The 13,719-nt window shown below is 59.7% G+C and carries 8 protein-coding genes, 3 tRNA genes and 3 rRNA genes (1 of these 14 running past the window's edge); 7 read left to right on the top strand and 7 right to left on the bottom strand.

Annotation, left to right across the window (positions count from 1 at the left end; genetic code table 11):
- Positions 1-350: 350 nt before the first annotated feature.
- A complete protein-coding gene (locus ACWPMX_RS09245; protein ID WP_455699738.1) occupies positions 351-1,367 on the bottom strand; it encodes an AraC family transcriptional regulator ligand-binding domain-containing protein in 1,017 nt (338 codons plus the stop codon).
- A gap of 109 nt (positions 1,368-1,476) precedes the next feature.
- Between ACWPMX_RS09245 and ACWPMX_RS09250 the strand changes: the two genes are divergently transcribed.
- The 7 genes from ACWPMX_RS09250 (at position 1,477) to ACWPMX_RS09280 (ending at position 9,411) form a co-directional block, all read left to right on the top strand.
- Complete coding sequence (locus tag ACWPMX_RS09250; protein ID WP_455699739.1) at positions 1,477-2,454, top strand: quinone oxidoreductase family protein; 978 nt, start codon at positions 1,477-1,479, stop codon at positions 2,452-2,454.
- Positions 2,451-3,299 (top strand): TauD/TfdA dioxygenase family protein, encoded by an 849-nt coding sequence (locus tag ACWPMX_RS09255; protein WP_455699740.1) that lies wholly within the window; start codon positions 2,451-2,453, stop codon positions 3,297-3,299. The genes ACWPMX_RS09250 and ACWPMX_RS09255 overlap by 4 nt, the downstream gene beginning before the upstream one ends.
- Before the next feature lie 16 nt (positions 3,300-3,315).
- Positions 3,316-4,365, top strand: a complete 1,050-nt coding sequence (locus ACWPMX_RS09260; RefSeq protein ID WP_455699741.1) for a 3-keto-5-aminohexanoate cleavage protein — start codon at positions 3,316-3,318, stop codon at positions 4,363-4,365.
- A gap of 2 nt (positions 4,366-4,367) precedes the next feature.
- Positions 4,368-5,660 carry an MFS transporter gene (locus ACWPMX_RS09265; RefSeq protein WP_455700758.1) on the top strand — a complete coding sequence of 431 codons (1,293 nt, stop codon included), beginning with the start codon at positions 4,368-4,370 and terminating at the stop codon, positions 5,658-5,660.
- A 2-nt stretch (positions 5,661-5,662) separates the two neighbouring features.
- Complete coding sequence (locus ACWPMX_RS09270) at positions 5,663-6,658, top strand: YeiH family protein (RefSeq protein ID WP_455699742.1); 996 nt, start codon at positions 5,663-5,665, stop codon at positions 6,656-6,658.
- A gap of 198 nt (positions 6,659-6,856) precedes the next feature.
- A complete protein-coding gene (locus ACWPMX_RS09275) occupies positions 6,857-9,115 on the top strand; it encodes a TonB-dependent receptor (protein ID WP_455699743.1) in 2,259 nt (752 codons plus the stop codon).
- 5 nt (positions 9,116-9,120) lie between these two features.
- Positions 9,121-9,411: a TauD/TfdA dioxygenase family protein gene (locus ACWPMX_RS09280; RefSeq protein ID WP_455699744.1), complete on the top strand. Its 291-nt coding sequence runs from the start codon at positions 9,121-9,123 to the stop codon at positions 9,409-9,411.
- 140 nt (positions 9,412-9,551) lie between these two features.
- On the opposite strand, the gene ACWPMX_RS09285 is transcribed toward ACWPMX_RS09280, so the two are convergent.
- The 6 genes from ACWPMX_RS09285 to ACWPMX_RS09310 form a co-directional block, all read right to left on the bottom strand.
- A tRNA-Met gene (locus tag ACWPMX_RS09285) sits at positions 9,552-9,628 on the bottom strand.
- Positions 9,629-9,884: 256 nt separating this feature from the next.
- Positions 9,885-9,999 (bottom strand): 5S ribosomal RNA (rrf, locus tag ACWPMX_RS09290).
- Between the two features lie 152 nt (positions 10,000-10,151).
- Positions 10,152-12,957, bottom strand: a 23S ribosomal RNA gene (locus tag ACWPMX_RS09295).
- A gap of 240 nt (positions 12,958-13,197) precedes the next feature.
- A tRNA-Ala gene (locus tag ACWPMX_RS09300) sits at positions 13,198-13,273 on the bottom strand.
- A gap of 6 nt (positions 13,274-13,279) precedes the next feature.
- A tRNA-Ile gene (locus ACWPMX_RS09305) sits at positions 13,280-13,356 on the bottom strand.
- Positions 13,357-13,549: 193 nt separating this feature from the next.
- Positions 13,550-13,719: ribosomal RNA gene (locus ACWPMX_RS09310) — 16S ribosomal RNA — on the bottom strand; it runs 1,319 nt beyond the window's last position.
- Together the 16S, 23S and 5S rRNA genes with 3 tRNA genes alongside form the textbook arrangement of a ribosomal RNA operon.

Genomic DNA, 13,719 nt, shown 5'->3' on the forward strand with positions numbered 1-13,719 from the left:
GCGGAATCGTAACCGCCGAAATGGCGAAATTCCGCCGTTTTTCGGGCCGATCTGGGGCCATGTTACAAATGTTATGCGTTTGCCGCACATACCCCCCAGCCCCAGCAGATCGCCGAGCCCGCCGGCTTGCATAAATCGAGGCGAATAAGGCACAGGCGTGGCGTGGGGGGCGAGCGCGGCGCGCGGATGCGGACGTACGAGACGTTAAGTGCCACCCTGCCCAACAGGCAACTTCCTTCTGTCCGCTTTCCGCCCTCAAACCAGACATTCAGCAAGAGCTCGGATGCACCTGAAAACTGACATTCGCCGACAGTTAGATAGCGTGGGCAATGTCGATCGGGTGAGAGTTCTCAAAATTTCGTGGTTGCCACAATCCGTCGATGTTCACGTGGCGAACGGCCGAAGTTTTGTAAGTGCCATCGGGTGTACGCACCGACCGTGGTGTACCCCAGTATGTCTGCAATATCGGTAATACGCATCCTCGGATTGGCGAGGTACTGAATGGCGAGTTGAGCGCGAGCGTCGTTCAACAACTTGGTGAACGATGTCCCCTCGCGGTCGAGCTCGCGCTGGAGGGTGCGCGTCGTGACGCCAAGAGAGGCCGCACAGGTTGCGATATTGGCCCGCCCGGTCGGCAATAGCAGCCGGACCAGCTGGTCGACATCTTGCGAAGTCGTCGGCATCTCCGTGCCGCTCGGCGCGCCGAGCAGTCGCCGGGCCTGACCCGCGAGTTCCTCGTCCGCCCTATGGTTCACGATTTCGAGGTCGCTGGACCGCAGAACCAGACCGTTGAACTCCGCATCGTAACTCGCCGGACAGCCGAACACTCGCCCGATGATGCCGCTCTCGGTCAATGGCAGCGCCGCATGAGCGAAGCAGACGCTTTCAGGTCGCCACGCAGGGCCCATTACGGACCGGCACAGGTGCCCAAGAACGCCCACGGCCAGGTCGGAGGCCTGCCGTGATGGCTCGGGTCGACGCAAGGCGAAGTCTTCCCTCAGGATAACCGTATCGCCGAAGGTTTCCATGTGAAGAATCAAGGTCGAATTGATCCGCGCACGAAATTCGGACATCGTAGAGAGTGCTTGGCGCAGGGTGGGTTGATGGGCGATCAACAAGCTTGCCGCGCCTAGATTGGCCAGGGTCCGCCCCTCTGCCATTCGCAGACCGAAAGTTATACATCCAGTCGCCTCCGCGCTGCGTTCAAGTAAGCGGATCACCGCACGAGCCGGGATAAATCCTTCGCTGTTTCGTAGGAGATCGGGCGTCAAACCCTGTTCGCGCAGGAGCGGCGACGGCTCCTTGCCAAAGCTCGCCATCGTTTCGGAATAGCCGGTCAGCGTGGCGACCCGGACGGTCTCGAACATTGGCACCGAGCCTCCACCAATTGGCGCGAACTGCACAAAACGTGTCATCAAATGTGAAAAGATCAAGCCTCCAGCTGACTAAGTATCGAGTTGGAGAGGAAATGTTGACGTGACAAAGGCGGTTCGATTTTACCAGGCAGGCGGACCGGAGGTCCTCCGGATCGAGAATGTCGTGGTCGGTGAGCCGGGCGCCGGCGAAGTCCGCGTCCGCCACACAGCTATCGGCTGCAATTTCGCCGACACATATTTCCGTTCTGGCTACTACCCTGCGCCGCTCCCGGCGGGAATTGGCGTGGAGGGTGCTGGTACTATCGAGGCCGTCGGCGAGGGCGTCACCCAATTCGCGGTTGGTGACCGCGTCAGCTATAACGGCAGTCCGCTTGGGGCCTATTCGACCGAGCGGGTTATGCCGGCGGCTGTGCTTTTCAAGCTGCCAGACTCGGTGTCCCTGGAGGATGCCGCCGCCTCGACGATGCGCGGGCTTTCGGCAACCTACTGGCTGAAGCGGGTCGATCCGCGCCTCAAGGCAGGCGACACGATCCTGCTGCATGCCGCGGCAGGAGGTGTCGGGTTACTGGCAATCCAGGTCGCCAAGCTGATGGGTCTCCGGGTGATCGGTACCGTCTCGAACGAAGCAAAGGCGCAGAAGGCCCGCGCGATGGGCTGCGACGAGATCATATTCTACCGCGATGAGGACGTCGCCGAGAGAGTAAAGGTTCTCACCGACGGCAAAGGCGTGCAGACCGTGTTCGATAGCGTCGGCAAGGACACCTTCGCGGGGTCGCTCAAGTCGCTCCGTCGACGCGGCGTTCTGGTCGGGTGCGGAACGGCCTCCGGTCCGATTCCGCCGGTCGACGCCTTCCAGACCATGCTGCAAGGATCGGTCTACTTCATCCGTCCGGCCTTTGCCGACTTTTACGCCGATCCTGTCGAGCGAGCCGAGCTTTCGAAATTCTGGTTCGACAATCTGGCGGCGGGCAAAATCAAGGTCGAGATCGGCCAGCGCTATGAACTCGCTGATTGCGTGCAGGCGCATCGCGATCTCGAGGCGGGCCGCACGATCGGTTCTTCGGTGTTCGTGCTGTGAAGGTCGCGCCGCTCACCTGCCATATCGGCGCCGAGATTCTCGGCGTGAGTCTGGCGCGTGCAGCGCGCGACGATGCGCTGTTCCACGATATCCGTTCTGCCCTCTTGGCGCACAAGGTGTTGTTCCTGCGAGACCAGGACATCACGTGCGCCGACCATGTCGCGTTTGCCGAGCGCTTCGGATCGCTTGAGGACCATCCGGTGGTGGGAAGCAATCCCGATCACCCGGGCCTCGTCCGGATCTACAAGGACGAAATGTCCGCTCCGGACTACTACGAAAACTCTTGGCATTGCGACGCGACGTGGCGCGAGGCCCCACCGATGGGTGCGGTCTTGCGCTGCGTCGCATGTCCCCCAGTGGGCGGCGATACGATGTGGGCGAACATGGCGAAGGCCTATGACGACCTGCCCGATCCCATCAAGGCGACGATTGCCCCGCTCAAGGCGCGCCACTCGATCGAGGCGACATTTGGCGCGCGCATGAGCGAGAATGAGCGTCATGCGCTCAAGGCCGAGTATCCCGACGCCGAGCATCCAGTTGTCCGCACGCATCCCGAGACAGGCGAGAAGGTGCTGTTCGTCAACGGCTTCACCACGCATTTCACGAATTATCACACCGCCGAAAATGTCCGCTACGGACAGGATTACGCACCCGGTGGTGCAAACCTGCTGCAGTACCTGATCAGTCGCGCGGCGATCCCCGAATACCAAGTCCGCTGGCGCTGGCAGCCCAATTCGGTGGCGATCTGGGACAACCGCTGCACCCAGCACTACGCCGTAATGGATTATCCGCCGACCGTGCGCCGCATGGAGCGCGCCGGGATCGTCGGCGACAAACCTTTCTGATTTGAGGAGACGAACGATGCAGTTCTTCGACGACAGCCTTCTGCCCGAAAACCAGGACCCGCTGGTGATTCAGGTCGCGCCGTATGCGCCGAGCTTCTTTCCCCGCGATTCGGACGACATCCCGCTGAGCTACGCCGAGCAGGTGCAGAAAGCGGTCGACTGCTACAACGCGGGTGCCACCGTTCTCCATGTCCACGTGCGCGAGCCGGACGGGTCCGGTTCGAAGAACCTCGACCGGTTTAACGAGATGCTCGACCGGCTTCGCTCCGCAGTCCCAGGTATGATCTTGCAGGTCGGCGGCTCAATCAGCTTCGCACCGAAGGACGAGGGCGAGGCGGCGCTGTGGCTCAGCGACGACACCCGCCACATGCTTGCCAACCTCGATCCCGCCCCCGACCAAGTCACGCTCGCGGTCAATACAAACCAGATGAACGTCATGGAGACTATGCTCGAATGCGATGTGGCCGGTACGAGCATGAGCGAACCGGCATACCGCGAGGCCTACACCGAGATGTACTACGAAGCCGGCCCGCGGTTCATGAAAGAGCATATGAAGCGTCTCACCGCCTCGGGCATCCAGACGCACTTCATGGTCGGCTGCGCGCGCGACCTGGAGACAGTCGAGCGGCTGGTGCGCAACGGGCATTACATGGGGCCGCTGGTCCTCAATTGGGTAGCGATCGGCGGCGGGCATGACGGCCCTAACCCGCGCAACCTGATGGAATTCATCAACCGATTGCCACAGAATGCGGTCTTCACGGTCGAAGGACTGATGCGCAACGTCTATCCGCTGTGCACAATGGGGATCGCGATGGGTTGCCACGTGCGCGTCGGACAGGAGGACAATCTCTGGGGCCGGAAAGGCGAGCGGGCGACCTCGGTCCAGCAGATCGAGAAGATGGTGCGGATCAGCGAGGAGCTTTGGCGTCCGATCGCCACAGCCGAGCAGGCGCGACGGATCTACAAGATCGGAACGTTCTATTCGAGCATCGAAGAAACGCTCGAGCAGAATGGCTGGCTTCCCAACCGACCGTCCGCACTCGCAACCATCCGCGCCGCTGCGTAGTCATGGCGACTGCCGTTTCCTTGGGGGAGGAATGCGACCGGGAGGGAGGCATATCCCGCCCGGTCGCATACGGCTGGCTCGTCTTTGCGCTGTGCTTCGGGCTGCTCATCTCCGACTACATGGCGCGGCAGGTTCTCAACGCAGTTTTTCCCTTGCTCAAGGCCGAGTGGCAACTGAGCGACAGCGAGCTCGGCCTGCTCTCGGGGGTCGTCGCGGTGATGGTGGGGTTGCTCACGTTTCCGCTTTCCTTGCTGGCCGATCGCTGGGGGCGCGTTCGCAGCCTCACGATCATGGCGATCCTCTGGAGCCTCGCCACCGTGTTCTGCGCGTTGGCGTCGGGGTTCGGCGAGATGCTGGTCGGTCGAGCGCTCGTCGGGATCGGCGAGGCCGCTTACGGTAGCGTAGGCATCGCGCTGGTCCTCAGCGTCTTTCCCCTGCGAATGCGCGCAACTCTTTCGGCAGCCTTCATGGCGGGAGCTGTCCTTGGGCAGATTCTCGGCGTGGCTGTCGGGGCACAGATCGCCGCCGTTTACGGGTGGCGGGAAGCGTTCTTCGCCATCGGATTTGCCGGGCTTATCCTGGGGCTGGCATTCCCGATGCTTGTGAGAGAAACGCGCGTAGCCGCATTGGCAGGGCCTCAAGGGAGGGCAGCACAAGGAGCCAAGCTCCCGCCCCTGCGGTCACTGATCGCCAACCGTAGTGTGCGCCTGACTTATCTCGGAAGCGGCCTGCAGTTTTTCGCGGTGGGCACGATGCCCGCGTGGCTGCCGAGCTTCTTCAACCGATATTACGAACTGCCGGTCGACCAGGCTGGCCGTCTGGCGGCCCTTATGCTGCTAATGTGCGGCGCTGGAATGATCAGCTGCGGCATGATCAGCGACCGGCTTGTGCGCGACCGCTCGGATCGCGCACCGGCTCTGGCTGCGACGTACTCCTTCCTGACAGCGATCACGATGTCGCTCGCCTTTGCGCTGCCGCCGGGCCCGGCTCAGCTAGCTTTTCTCGCGGTAGCCATGTTTACCGTTGCGGGGACATCAGGATCGGCGGGTGCGATGGTTGCTGGCCTTACACCGCAGGCGATCCATGGCTCCGCTTTCGCCACGCTGACGCTCGCCAACAACGTGTTTGGACTTGCGCCAGGACCGATCGTTACAGGTCGCATAGCCGATGCGATCGGTCTGGATGGGGCTTTTCAAGTGGTCCCGGTGGTTTGTGTAGCGGCCGCCGTTTGCTTCGCGGCCATGCGTAGCTCGTATCCCCGCGATCTCGCGACCTTAAAAACCGGCGAGCGCTGACAGTGAACTCGGTTGTGGTTCACGCGCGGACGGTCGCGCCGGGCCTGGCGTGCGCACTGGTCATCGGGGCAGCTGCCGCATTCTTGTCCGAGCACTACACCGCTCCGATTATGCTGTACGCCCTGCTTCTCGGCATGGCGTTCTATTTTCTCACCGACGATCCGCGTCTCGCCGCGGGTCTCGATTTTACCGCCAGGCACGTTCTACGATTGGGTGTTGCGCTCCTCGGGCTGAAAATCGGATGGAGCCAGATTGCGGCCCTCGGCTGGACGCCGGTCGCGACGATCGCCGCCTTGATCGCAATCACGATCGGCATTTCGACAACAATGGCACGCTTGATGGGATTCAATCCCCTGTTCGGCTTCTTGTCGGGCGGCGCCACCGCAATTTGCGGGGCCTCCGCGGCGATGGCGCTTTCGGCGGCGCTGCCGGCGCATGAAAAGCGGGAGCAGGCGACGCTTTTTACCGTGATCGGAGTGTCGGTGCTGTCGACCGCCGCGATGATCGTCTATCCCTCGATCACGCACTTCCTCGACCTGAACGACCGCGCTGCGGGTGTCTTCATAGGCGCTACCATCCATGACGTGGCACAGGTGGTCGGCGCAGGATATGCGATTTCTCGCGAAGCGGGCGACACGGCTACCATCGTCAAACTCATGCGCGTTGCGATGTTGCTGCCGGTGGTGATGGTAGCGGGGCTCGTCACCCGCAGGCAAGAGCCGCAGGTGGCCAACCGGCCACCACTCCTCCCCGGCTTCGTGATCGCTTTCCTGGCGTTCGTTTTGCTCAATAGCGCGTTCGTGCTGCCGGTTGCACTCGTCGAGATCGGCAACGACGCGTCACGGGCCTGCCTTGTCGCCGCCATCGCCAGCGTCGGTATGAAGACGCGTATCGGCACAATGGTTCAACTCGGCTGGAGGCCCACGCTACTGATGATCGGCGAAGCGGCATTGCTTGCGTTGCTGGTGCTGGGAGCGATGGCGATCGGATTGCTTTGACGCGAAATGCAAACTTCCTGTCGCCAAAAGTGAAAACGTCGTCCGTTGTGAGGTGTAATTCGCGAGCGGGGTCTGGGAGGGATCACGAATATGCTTCATGCTAAAGTGCGGCTCGGTTCGAGCCTAATTGCGATCGTCGTTTCAACTGGTTGGGCGTTTCCTGCCATCGCTCAGGACGCAGCAGCGCCAGATGCAAGCATGTCGGAAACCGGGTCCGGAGCCGAAATCATCGTCACTGCGCAAAAGCGCTCGGAAAGCGTGCAGGACGTGCCGATTTCCATTGCCGCTTTCTCAGAGCAGACGCTGGAAAACGCCAACGTCGAAACGGTTCTCGATCTTGGCAGGGTGGCAACCAATTTCCAGACGGTAAGGTCTTCAAACGTCGGTTCGACCCGCATCGGTATCCGCGGCGTGGGGGCACTCGCCAACACCCTGATCGAGCCCAGCGTCGCAGTGTTCGTCGACGGCGTTTACGTACCTCGTTCGGGTTCGGTGCTTGGTTCTTTCCTGGATATCGACGGGGTAGAGGTCCTGCGCGGCCCGCAAGGCACCCTGTTCGGCCGTAACGCCAGCGTGGGCGCTCTGTCTCTCCGAACGGCACTGCCGCGCAACGAGTTTTCCGGCGAGGTGTCGGGCGAGGTCGGCTCGTTCGACCGGTACAAGGTGTCCGGACACGTCAACGTACCGCTCGGCGCGAATGTCGCCGCGCGCGTGGCGGGCTTCGGCCAATGGTACAAGGGAGCGTGGAAGAACCGCCTCGACGGCAATCGTTACGGCGGATCCGACGACTTCGGCTTCCGCGGTTCGGTCAGGGCGGACCTGGGCAACCTCGAATGGATCGTTCGGGGCGACTACACCGAAATGAAAGGTGACGGGGTTGCCAATTTCGACTTCGATGCGAATTCGATCAGCCCGGCCCGGCTGGCGTTTGTCCAGGCAGCCTTCAACGGCGGTCCGGACACGAACCTGAACGACCGGCTGATGAACCAGTTCATGGCCACCGGACTGCGTGACAAGAACTGGGGGGTTTCGAGCACCGCATCGCTCGATGTCGGCGACAGCACACTGAAGCTGATCAACAGTTACCGAGTGTGGGACAACGAACAACTCGACGGCGACATCATCTATTTTCCGGTCTCGTTGTCGGACCGCGAGAGCGTGTTCAAGACCGACAGCCACAACCACGAAATGCAGTTCATCTCCCCCGAGCGCGGTTGGCTGAATGGCATGTTCGACATGGTTGCCGGCCTGTATTATTTCGAAGAAGATTTCCGGATCGGCGAGCAGCTGAGCCTGGGCACCAGCTTCTGCAATGTCCTGGTCCCCGCGGGCGCGGGGCGCACCGCGTGCACGGCTTATTATGCCACGGCCAACGGCCGCGGCGCGACCGTGCAGAATGTGTTCCAGAACGTTCGCAGCCTGGCAGGGTACGCGCAGGGCAATCTGCATTTCGGCGAGAAGGCCACGCTGACCCTGGGAGGACGCTACACGCAGGATCGCAAGCGCGGAACGTATGCGCAGCTCTCAAGTCCGTTTACGCTCACGTTGCGCGCGCCGGAGTCGCTGACCTTCCCGGAAATCGACGAAGGCCGCTTCACCTACCGCGTCTCGCTCAACGTTGAGCCGACCGAGGACATCCTGCTCTTTGCCAATCACTCCACCGGATACAAATCGGCTGGCTATAATTCCGGCGGCGGCGCAACCAACCTGACGACCGTGAATGGCGTCTTCTTGCCGCAACGCCGCGTGTTCGATCGCGAAACCGTCAAGAATTACGAGCTCGGCATCAAGTCGAGCTGGCTCGACAAAGCGCTCACCGCAAACCTCACGTTCTACCGGATGGATATCGCCGGGTTCCAGGACCGCGCGTTCGACGGGGTCAGCTTCATTGTCCGCAATGCGGGCAATCTGCGACAGCAAGGCTTCGAATACGACATGATCGTCGCACCGTCGCGCAACTTCAAGGTGACCGGTTCGCTCGCTTATCTCGATTCCGAATTCACCTCATACCCCACAGCTTCGAACCTGCCGGGCCTGACCGGCACGCAGGATCTTACTGGCAAGCCGAATTCGTTCTCACCCGAGTTCGTCGGCAACGTGGGTGTCGACGTATCGGGCGACAACGGGGCGAGTGGCATGAACTGGGCCCTCAACGGCAACATTTCGTTCGTGTCAGACCAGTACGTGGGCACCCAGAACGATGCGAACCCCCAATCGCTCGCAGACGGCTATGTCCTCTTGGGCGCGCGATTTGCGCTCAACGGACCGGACGATCGCTGGACGATAGCGGTGTTCGGGCGGAACCTTGCCAACGTCCACTATCGCCCATTGTCGGTCTACCAGCCGCTGGCAGGAGCACTCGGCCTAAACAATACCGTCTTCCCCGGCAGTACCGCCAACCGCATCCAGGCGAGCGAACCACGCACGTATGGAGCTAGTGCAACCTTCCGATTCTGAGAAAAATGAGCGCGATTCAAATACGACAGCTCAGTCCCGCGATCGGGGCCGAGCTGTCGGGGGTGAGCTTGGCCGACGCGGCTCGCGACGAGACGCTGTTTGCGGAAATGAGGGCGCTGCTTTTGCACCACCGCATGCTCTTCCTGCGCGATCAAGACATCACACGCGCCGATCATGTGGCCTTTGCCCGGCGCTTCGGCGAACTGGAGGAACACCCAGTGGCGGGCAGCGATCCCGACCACCCCCAATCCACCGCGAGGATTTCTCCACCAACTTTCCTCAGGTCATCAACCTGAAGGATGGTCGGATTTCGATAGATCCGCGTGAGCCAGTTTTATAAGCAAAAACAACAAAATGCCCCAAGCCGCGAGGCCGGGGCAATCCGACGAGGCAATCGCGCCAAGCGGCGCTAAGTTATTGTTTTCGCTTGGACCGGTGGTTGCGGGGGTTGGATTTGAACCAACGACCTTCAGGTTATGAGCCTGACGAGCTACCGGACTGCTCCACCCCGCGGCACCTACTTGTTTCGCCTCAAGCGCCGGCGCCGACATGCGTCGGCTTGGCTGTCCTCGCATACGCTCGGGCAACCGTTCGGCGTTGCGACTCCTGGGGAGCCGTACGGCGATCCGCCACCAGCGCTGCCGCCGGAGACGAAAAAGCCGCCGCGCGGTTCGCACCGGCAGCGGCTTTTGAAATCGTAAATGGGCATTCGGGCACCCATCAAAGTAATACCTTGATAGGACCCTACCCGCGCCCCGCCGGCTTTAATGCCTGGCGACGACCTACTCTTCCAACGCTTGAGCGTTAGTACCATCGGCGCTGTCCGGTTTCACGGCCGAGTTCGAGATGGGATCGGGTGGGTCACAGACGCTATGGCCACCAAGCAATAGAGCCGGCGGAGCGCGGGTTTTTAATCGATGCGTGTTGTTTCTTGATGAGCGTCTGGCTGATCTTTCCTCCAGACAAGCCTTTGGGATCCCGCAAAAGTACTACCTTTTGTGGGCACCCTTACAGGCCTGTCGTTGATGGTGGAATTCTCAAGCATGATCAGAACTATTAGGACCGGTTAGCTCCATACATTACTGCACTTCCACACCCGGCCTATCAACGTCGTGGTCTACGACGGTTCGATGATTGCTTATCTTGAGGGAGGCTTCCCGCTTAGATGCTTTCAGCGGTTATCCCGTCCATACATAGCTACCCTGCTGCACTCCTGGCGGAATGACAGGTACACCAGAGGTATGTTCACCCCGGTCCTCTCGTACTAGGGGCAACTCCTCTCAACAATCGACGCCCACGGCAGATAGGGACCAAACTGTCTCGCGACGTTCTGAACCCAGCTCACGTACCACTTTAATTGGCGAACAGCCAAACCCTTGGGACCTGCTCCAGCCCCAGGATGTGATGAGCCGACATCGAGGTGCCAAACGATTCCGTCGATATGAGCTCTTGGGAATCATCAGCCTGTTATCCCCGGCGTACCTTTTATCCGTTGAGCGATGGCCCTTCCACGAGGGACCACCGGATCACTATGACCGACTTTCGTCTCTGCTCGATTCGTCAATCTCGCAGTCAGGCAGGCTTATGCCATTGCACTCTTGCAGACGGTTTCCAACCGTCCTGAGCCTACCATCGCGCGCCTCCGTTACTCTTTAGGAGGCGACCGCCCCAGTCAAACTACCCGCCACAGAGGGTCCCAACACCGGCTAACGGTGCGTGGTTAGACATCAGAAAACAGCAGGGTGGTATTTCACCTATGGCTCCACCAGGGCTGGCGCCCTGGCTTCAAAGCCTCCCACCTATGCTACACAACTCTTTCCTAATGCCACTCTGAAGCTGCAGTAAAGGTGCACGGGGTCTTTCCGTCTAACCGCGGGTACTCCGCATCTTCACGGAGAATTCAATTTCGCTGAGCATATCCTGGAGACAGTGGGGAAGTCGTTACGCCATTCGTGCAGGTCGGAACTTACCCGACAAGGAATTTCGCTACCTTAGGACCGTTATAGTTACGGCCGCCGTTTACTCGGGCTTCAATTCGGAGCTTGCACTCCTCCTCTTAACCTTCGAGCACCGGGCAGGCGTCACACCCTATACGTCGTCTTGAAGCCGACTTAGCAGAGTGCTGTGTTTTTGCTAAACAGTCGCTACCCCCTGGCCTGTGCCCCCCACCAAAACTTGCGTTAAGATGGGGCCTCCTTCTTCCGAAGGTACGGAGGCAATTTGCCGAGTTCCTTCAGGATACTTCTCTCAAGCGCCTTGGTATACTCTACCTGACCACCTGTGTCGGTTTCGGGTACGGTCTATACGGAGAGGCTATTTCCTGGAACCACCTGGCTGCCCGACCAATCCAATAAGGTCGAACAACTTCCGCGATCCGTCACACATCTCCAGGCCCACGAATATTAACGTGGTTCCCATCGACTACCCCCTTCGGGCTCGTCTTAGGGGCCGGCTCACCCTGCGCCGATTAGCGTTGCGCAGGAACCCTTGGTCTTTCGGCGAGAGGGCATCTCACCCTCTTTGTCGCTACTCATGTCAGCATTCGCACTTCCGATACGTCCACCGTCGGTTACCCTTCGGCTTCACTCGCTTACGGAACGCTCCGCTACCGCTCAGTACAAGTACTGAACCCTAAGCTTCGGTGCATCACTTTAGCCCCGATACATCTTCGCCGCAGGAACCCTTATTTAGACCAGTGAGCTGTTACGCTTTCTTTAAAGGATGGCTGCTTCTAAGCCAACCTCCTGGTTGTTTTGGGATTCCCACATGCTTTCCCACTTAGTGATGACTTGGGGACCTTAGCTGTAGGTTAGGGCTGTTTCCCTTTTGACGACGGACCTTAGCACCCGCCGTCTGTCTGCCGGATAAGACTCGATGGTATTCGGAGTTTGGTTAGGTTTGGTACCGCTCGCGCAGCCCTAGCCCATCCAGTGCTCTACCCCCATCGGCATACGTCCGACGCTCTACCTCAATAGATTTCGCGGAGAACCAGCTATTTCCCGGCTTGATTGGCCTTTCACCCCTAAACACAGCTCATCCGAGAATTTTTCAACATTCACCGGTTCGGCCCTCCAGTGCGTGTTACCGCACCTTCAGCCTGGCCATGCCTAGATCGCCGGGTTTCGGGTCTAATGCACCATACTCAGTCGCCCTATTCAGACTCGCTTTCGCTACGCCTACACCTATCGGCTTAAGCTTGCATGGTACACTAAGTCACTGACCCATTATGCAAGAGGTACGCGGTCACTCCCTAAAGAAGCTCCCACTGCTTGTAAGCATTCGGTTTCAGGTACTGTTTCACTCCCCTAATCGGGGTGCTTTTCACCTTTCCCTCACGGTACTTGTTCACTATCGGTCACATACGAGTATTTAGGCTTGGAGGGTGGTCCCCCCATGTTCAGACAGGATTTCACGTGTCCCGCCCTACTCGAGTCCTTCAACATCACTTTCGCGTACGGGGCTGTCACCCGCTATGGCCACTCTTTCCAAAGTGTTCCGCTAGTTGAATTGAAGGCACTGGCCTGGTCCCGGTTCGCTCGCCACTACTACGGGAATCTCTGTTGATGTCTTTTCCTCCGGGTACTGAGATGTTTCAGTTCCCCGGGTTCGCTTCACCAAACCTATTTTATTCAGTTCGGTGATACCCTATCCACCTCTTACCGCCCGAGGTCCAATCCGAAGACTGAGCTCGATCGATAGGAAATGGTGAGGGTGGGTTTCCCCATTCGGAAATCGCCGGATCAAAGTTTGCTCACAACTCCCCGACGCTTATCGCAGCGTGCCACGTCCTTCATCGCCTGTATGTGCCAAGGCATCCACCAAATGCTCTTACCTCACGCTTGAGAATCCACACCATCAACGACAGGCCTGCATAATGCCTGACGCCTTTCGATGGCGCGGAGGATAATCTCAGCCAGATATACATCTGTAAGTGTCGCATTGCTCCGCACGTCCGTAGACCTGCGGCGCCATGCGCCACGGCATCGATTAAAAACCCATTCACAATGTCAAAGACGGCGATCGAAATCGCCTGGCCGACCGAAGTCGGATCCGCTTTCGTTTCATCCTGGAAATGCCGATGGTGGTGGAGCGTATCGGGATCGAACCGATGACCTCAAGCTTGCAAAGCTAGCGCTCTCCCAACTGAGCTAACGCCCCAATGCATGGTGGGCCTGGGAGGATTCGAACCTCCGACCTCACCCTTATCAGGGGTGCGCTCTAACCAACTGAGCTACAGGCCCACACAGCGCCGCGCCGGCACAACCTACGTTAATAGGTCAGGCCGCGAGGGCGTGAGCCAGCTCAGGCGTCACACACGGGCGAACCCGCGGTGATTTTCCAGTGATGAAAGGACATGAGGACGACGGCAGTGTTCTTTGGAATGGACGAAGCTCTTCCGAGGGCTAGCCCCGGCGCTTTCGGCCGTATCCTTAGAAAGGAGGTGATCCAGCCGCAGGTTCCCCTACGGCTACCTTGTTACGACTTCATCCCAGTCGCTAAGCCCACCGTGGTCAGCTGCCTCCGTTGCCGGTTAGCGCACTGCCTTCGGGTGAACCCAACTCCCATGATGTGACGGGCGGTGTGTACAAGGCCTGGGAACGTAT

Source organism: Tsuneonella sp. HG094 (genome assembly GCF_053819285.1).

Bases quoted from the DNA above. Each gene is read 5' to 3' on its own strand.
- ACWPMX_RS09265 (WP_455700758.1), top strand. From the start codon at position 4,368: ATGGCGACTGCCGTTTCCTTGGGGGAGGAATGCGACCGGGAGGGAGGC.
- ACWPMX_RS09280 (WP_455699744.1), top strand. From the start codon at position 9,121: ATGAGCGCGATTCAAATACGACAGCTCAGTCCCGCGATCGGGGCCGAG.
- ACWPMX_RS09260 (WP_455699741.1), top strand. From the start codon at position 3,316: ATGCAGTTCTTCGACGACAGCCTTCTGCCCGAAAACCAGGACCCGCTG.
- ACWPMX_RS09245 (WP_455699738.1), bottom strand. From the start codon at position 1,367: ATGTTCGAGACCGTCCGGGTCGCCACGCTGACCGGCTATTCCGAAACG.
- ACWPMX_RS09275 (WP_455699743.1), top strand. From the start codon at position 6,857: ATGTCGGAAACCGGGTCCGGAGCCGAAATCATCGTCACTGCGCAAAAG.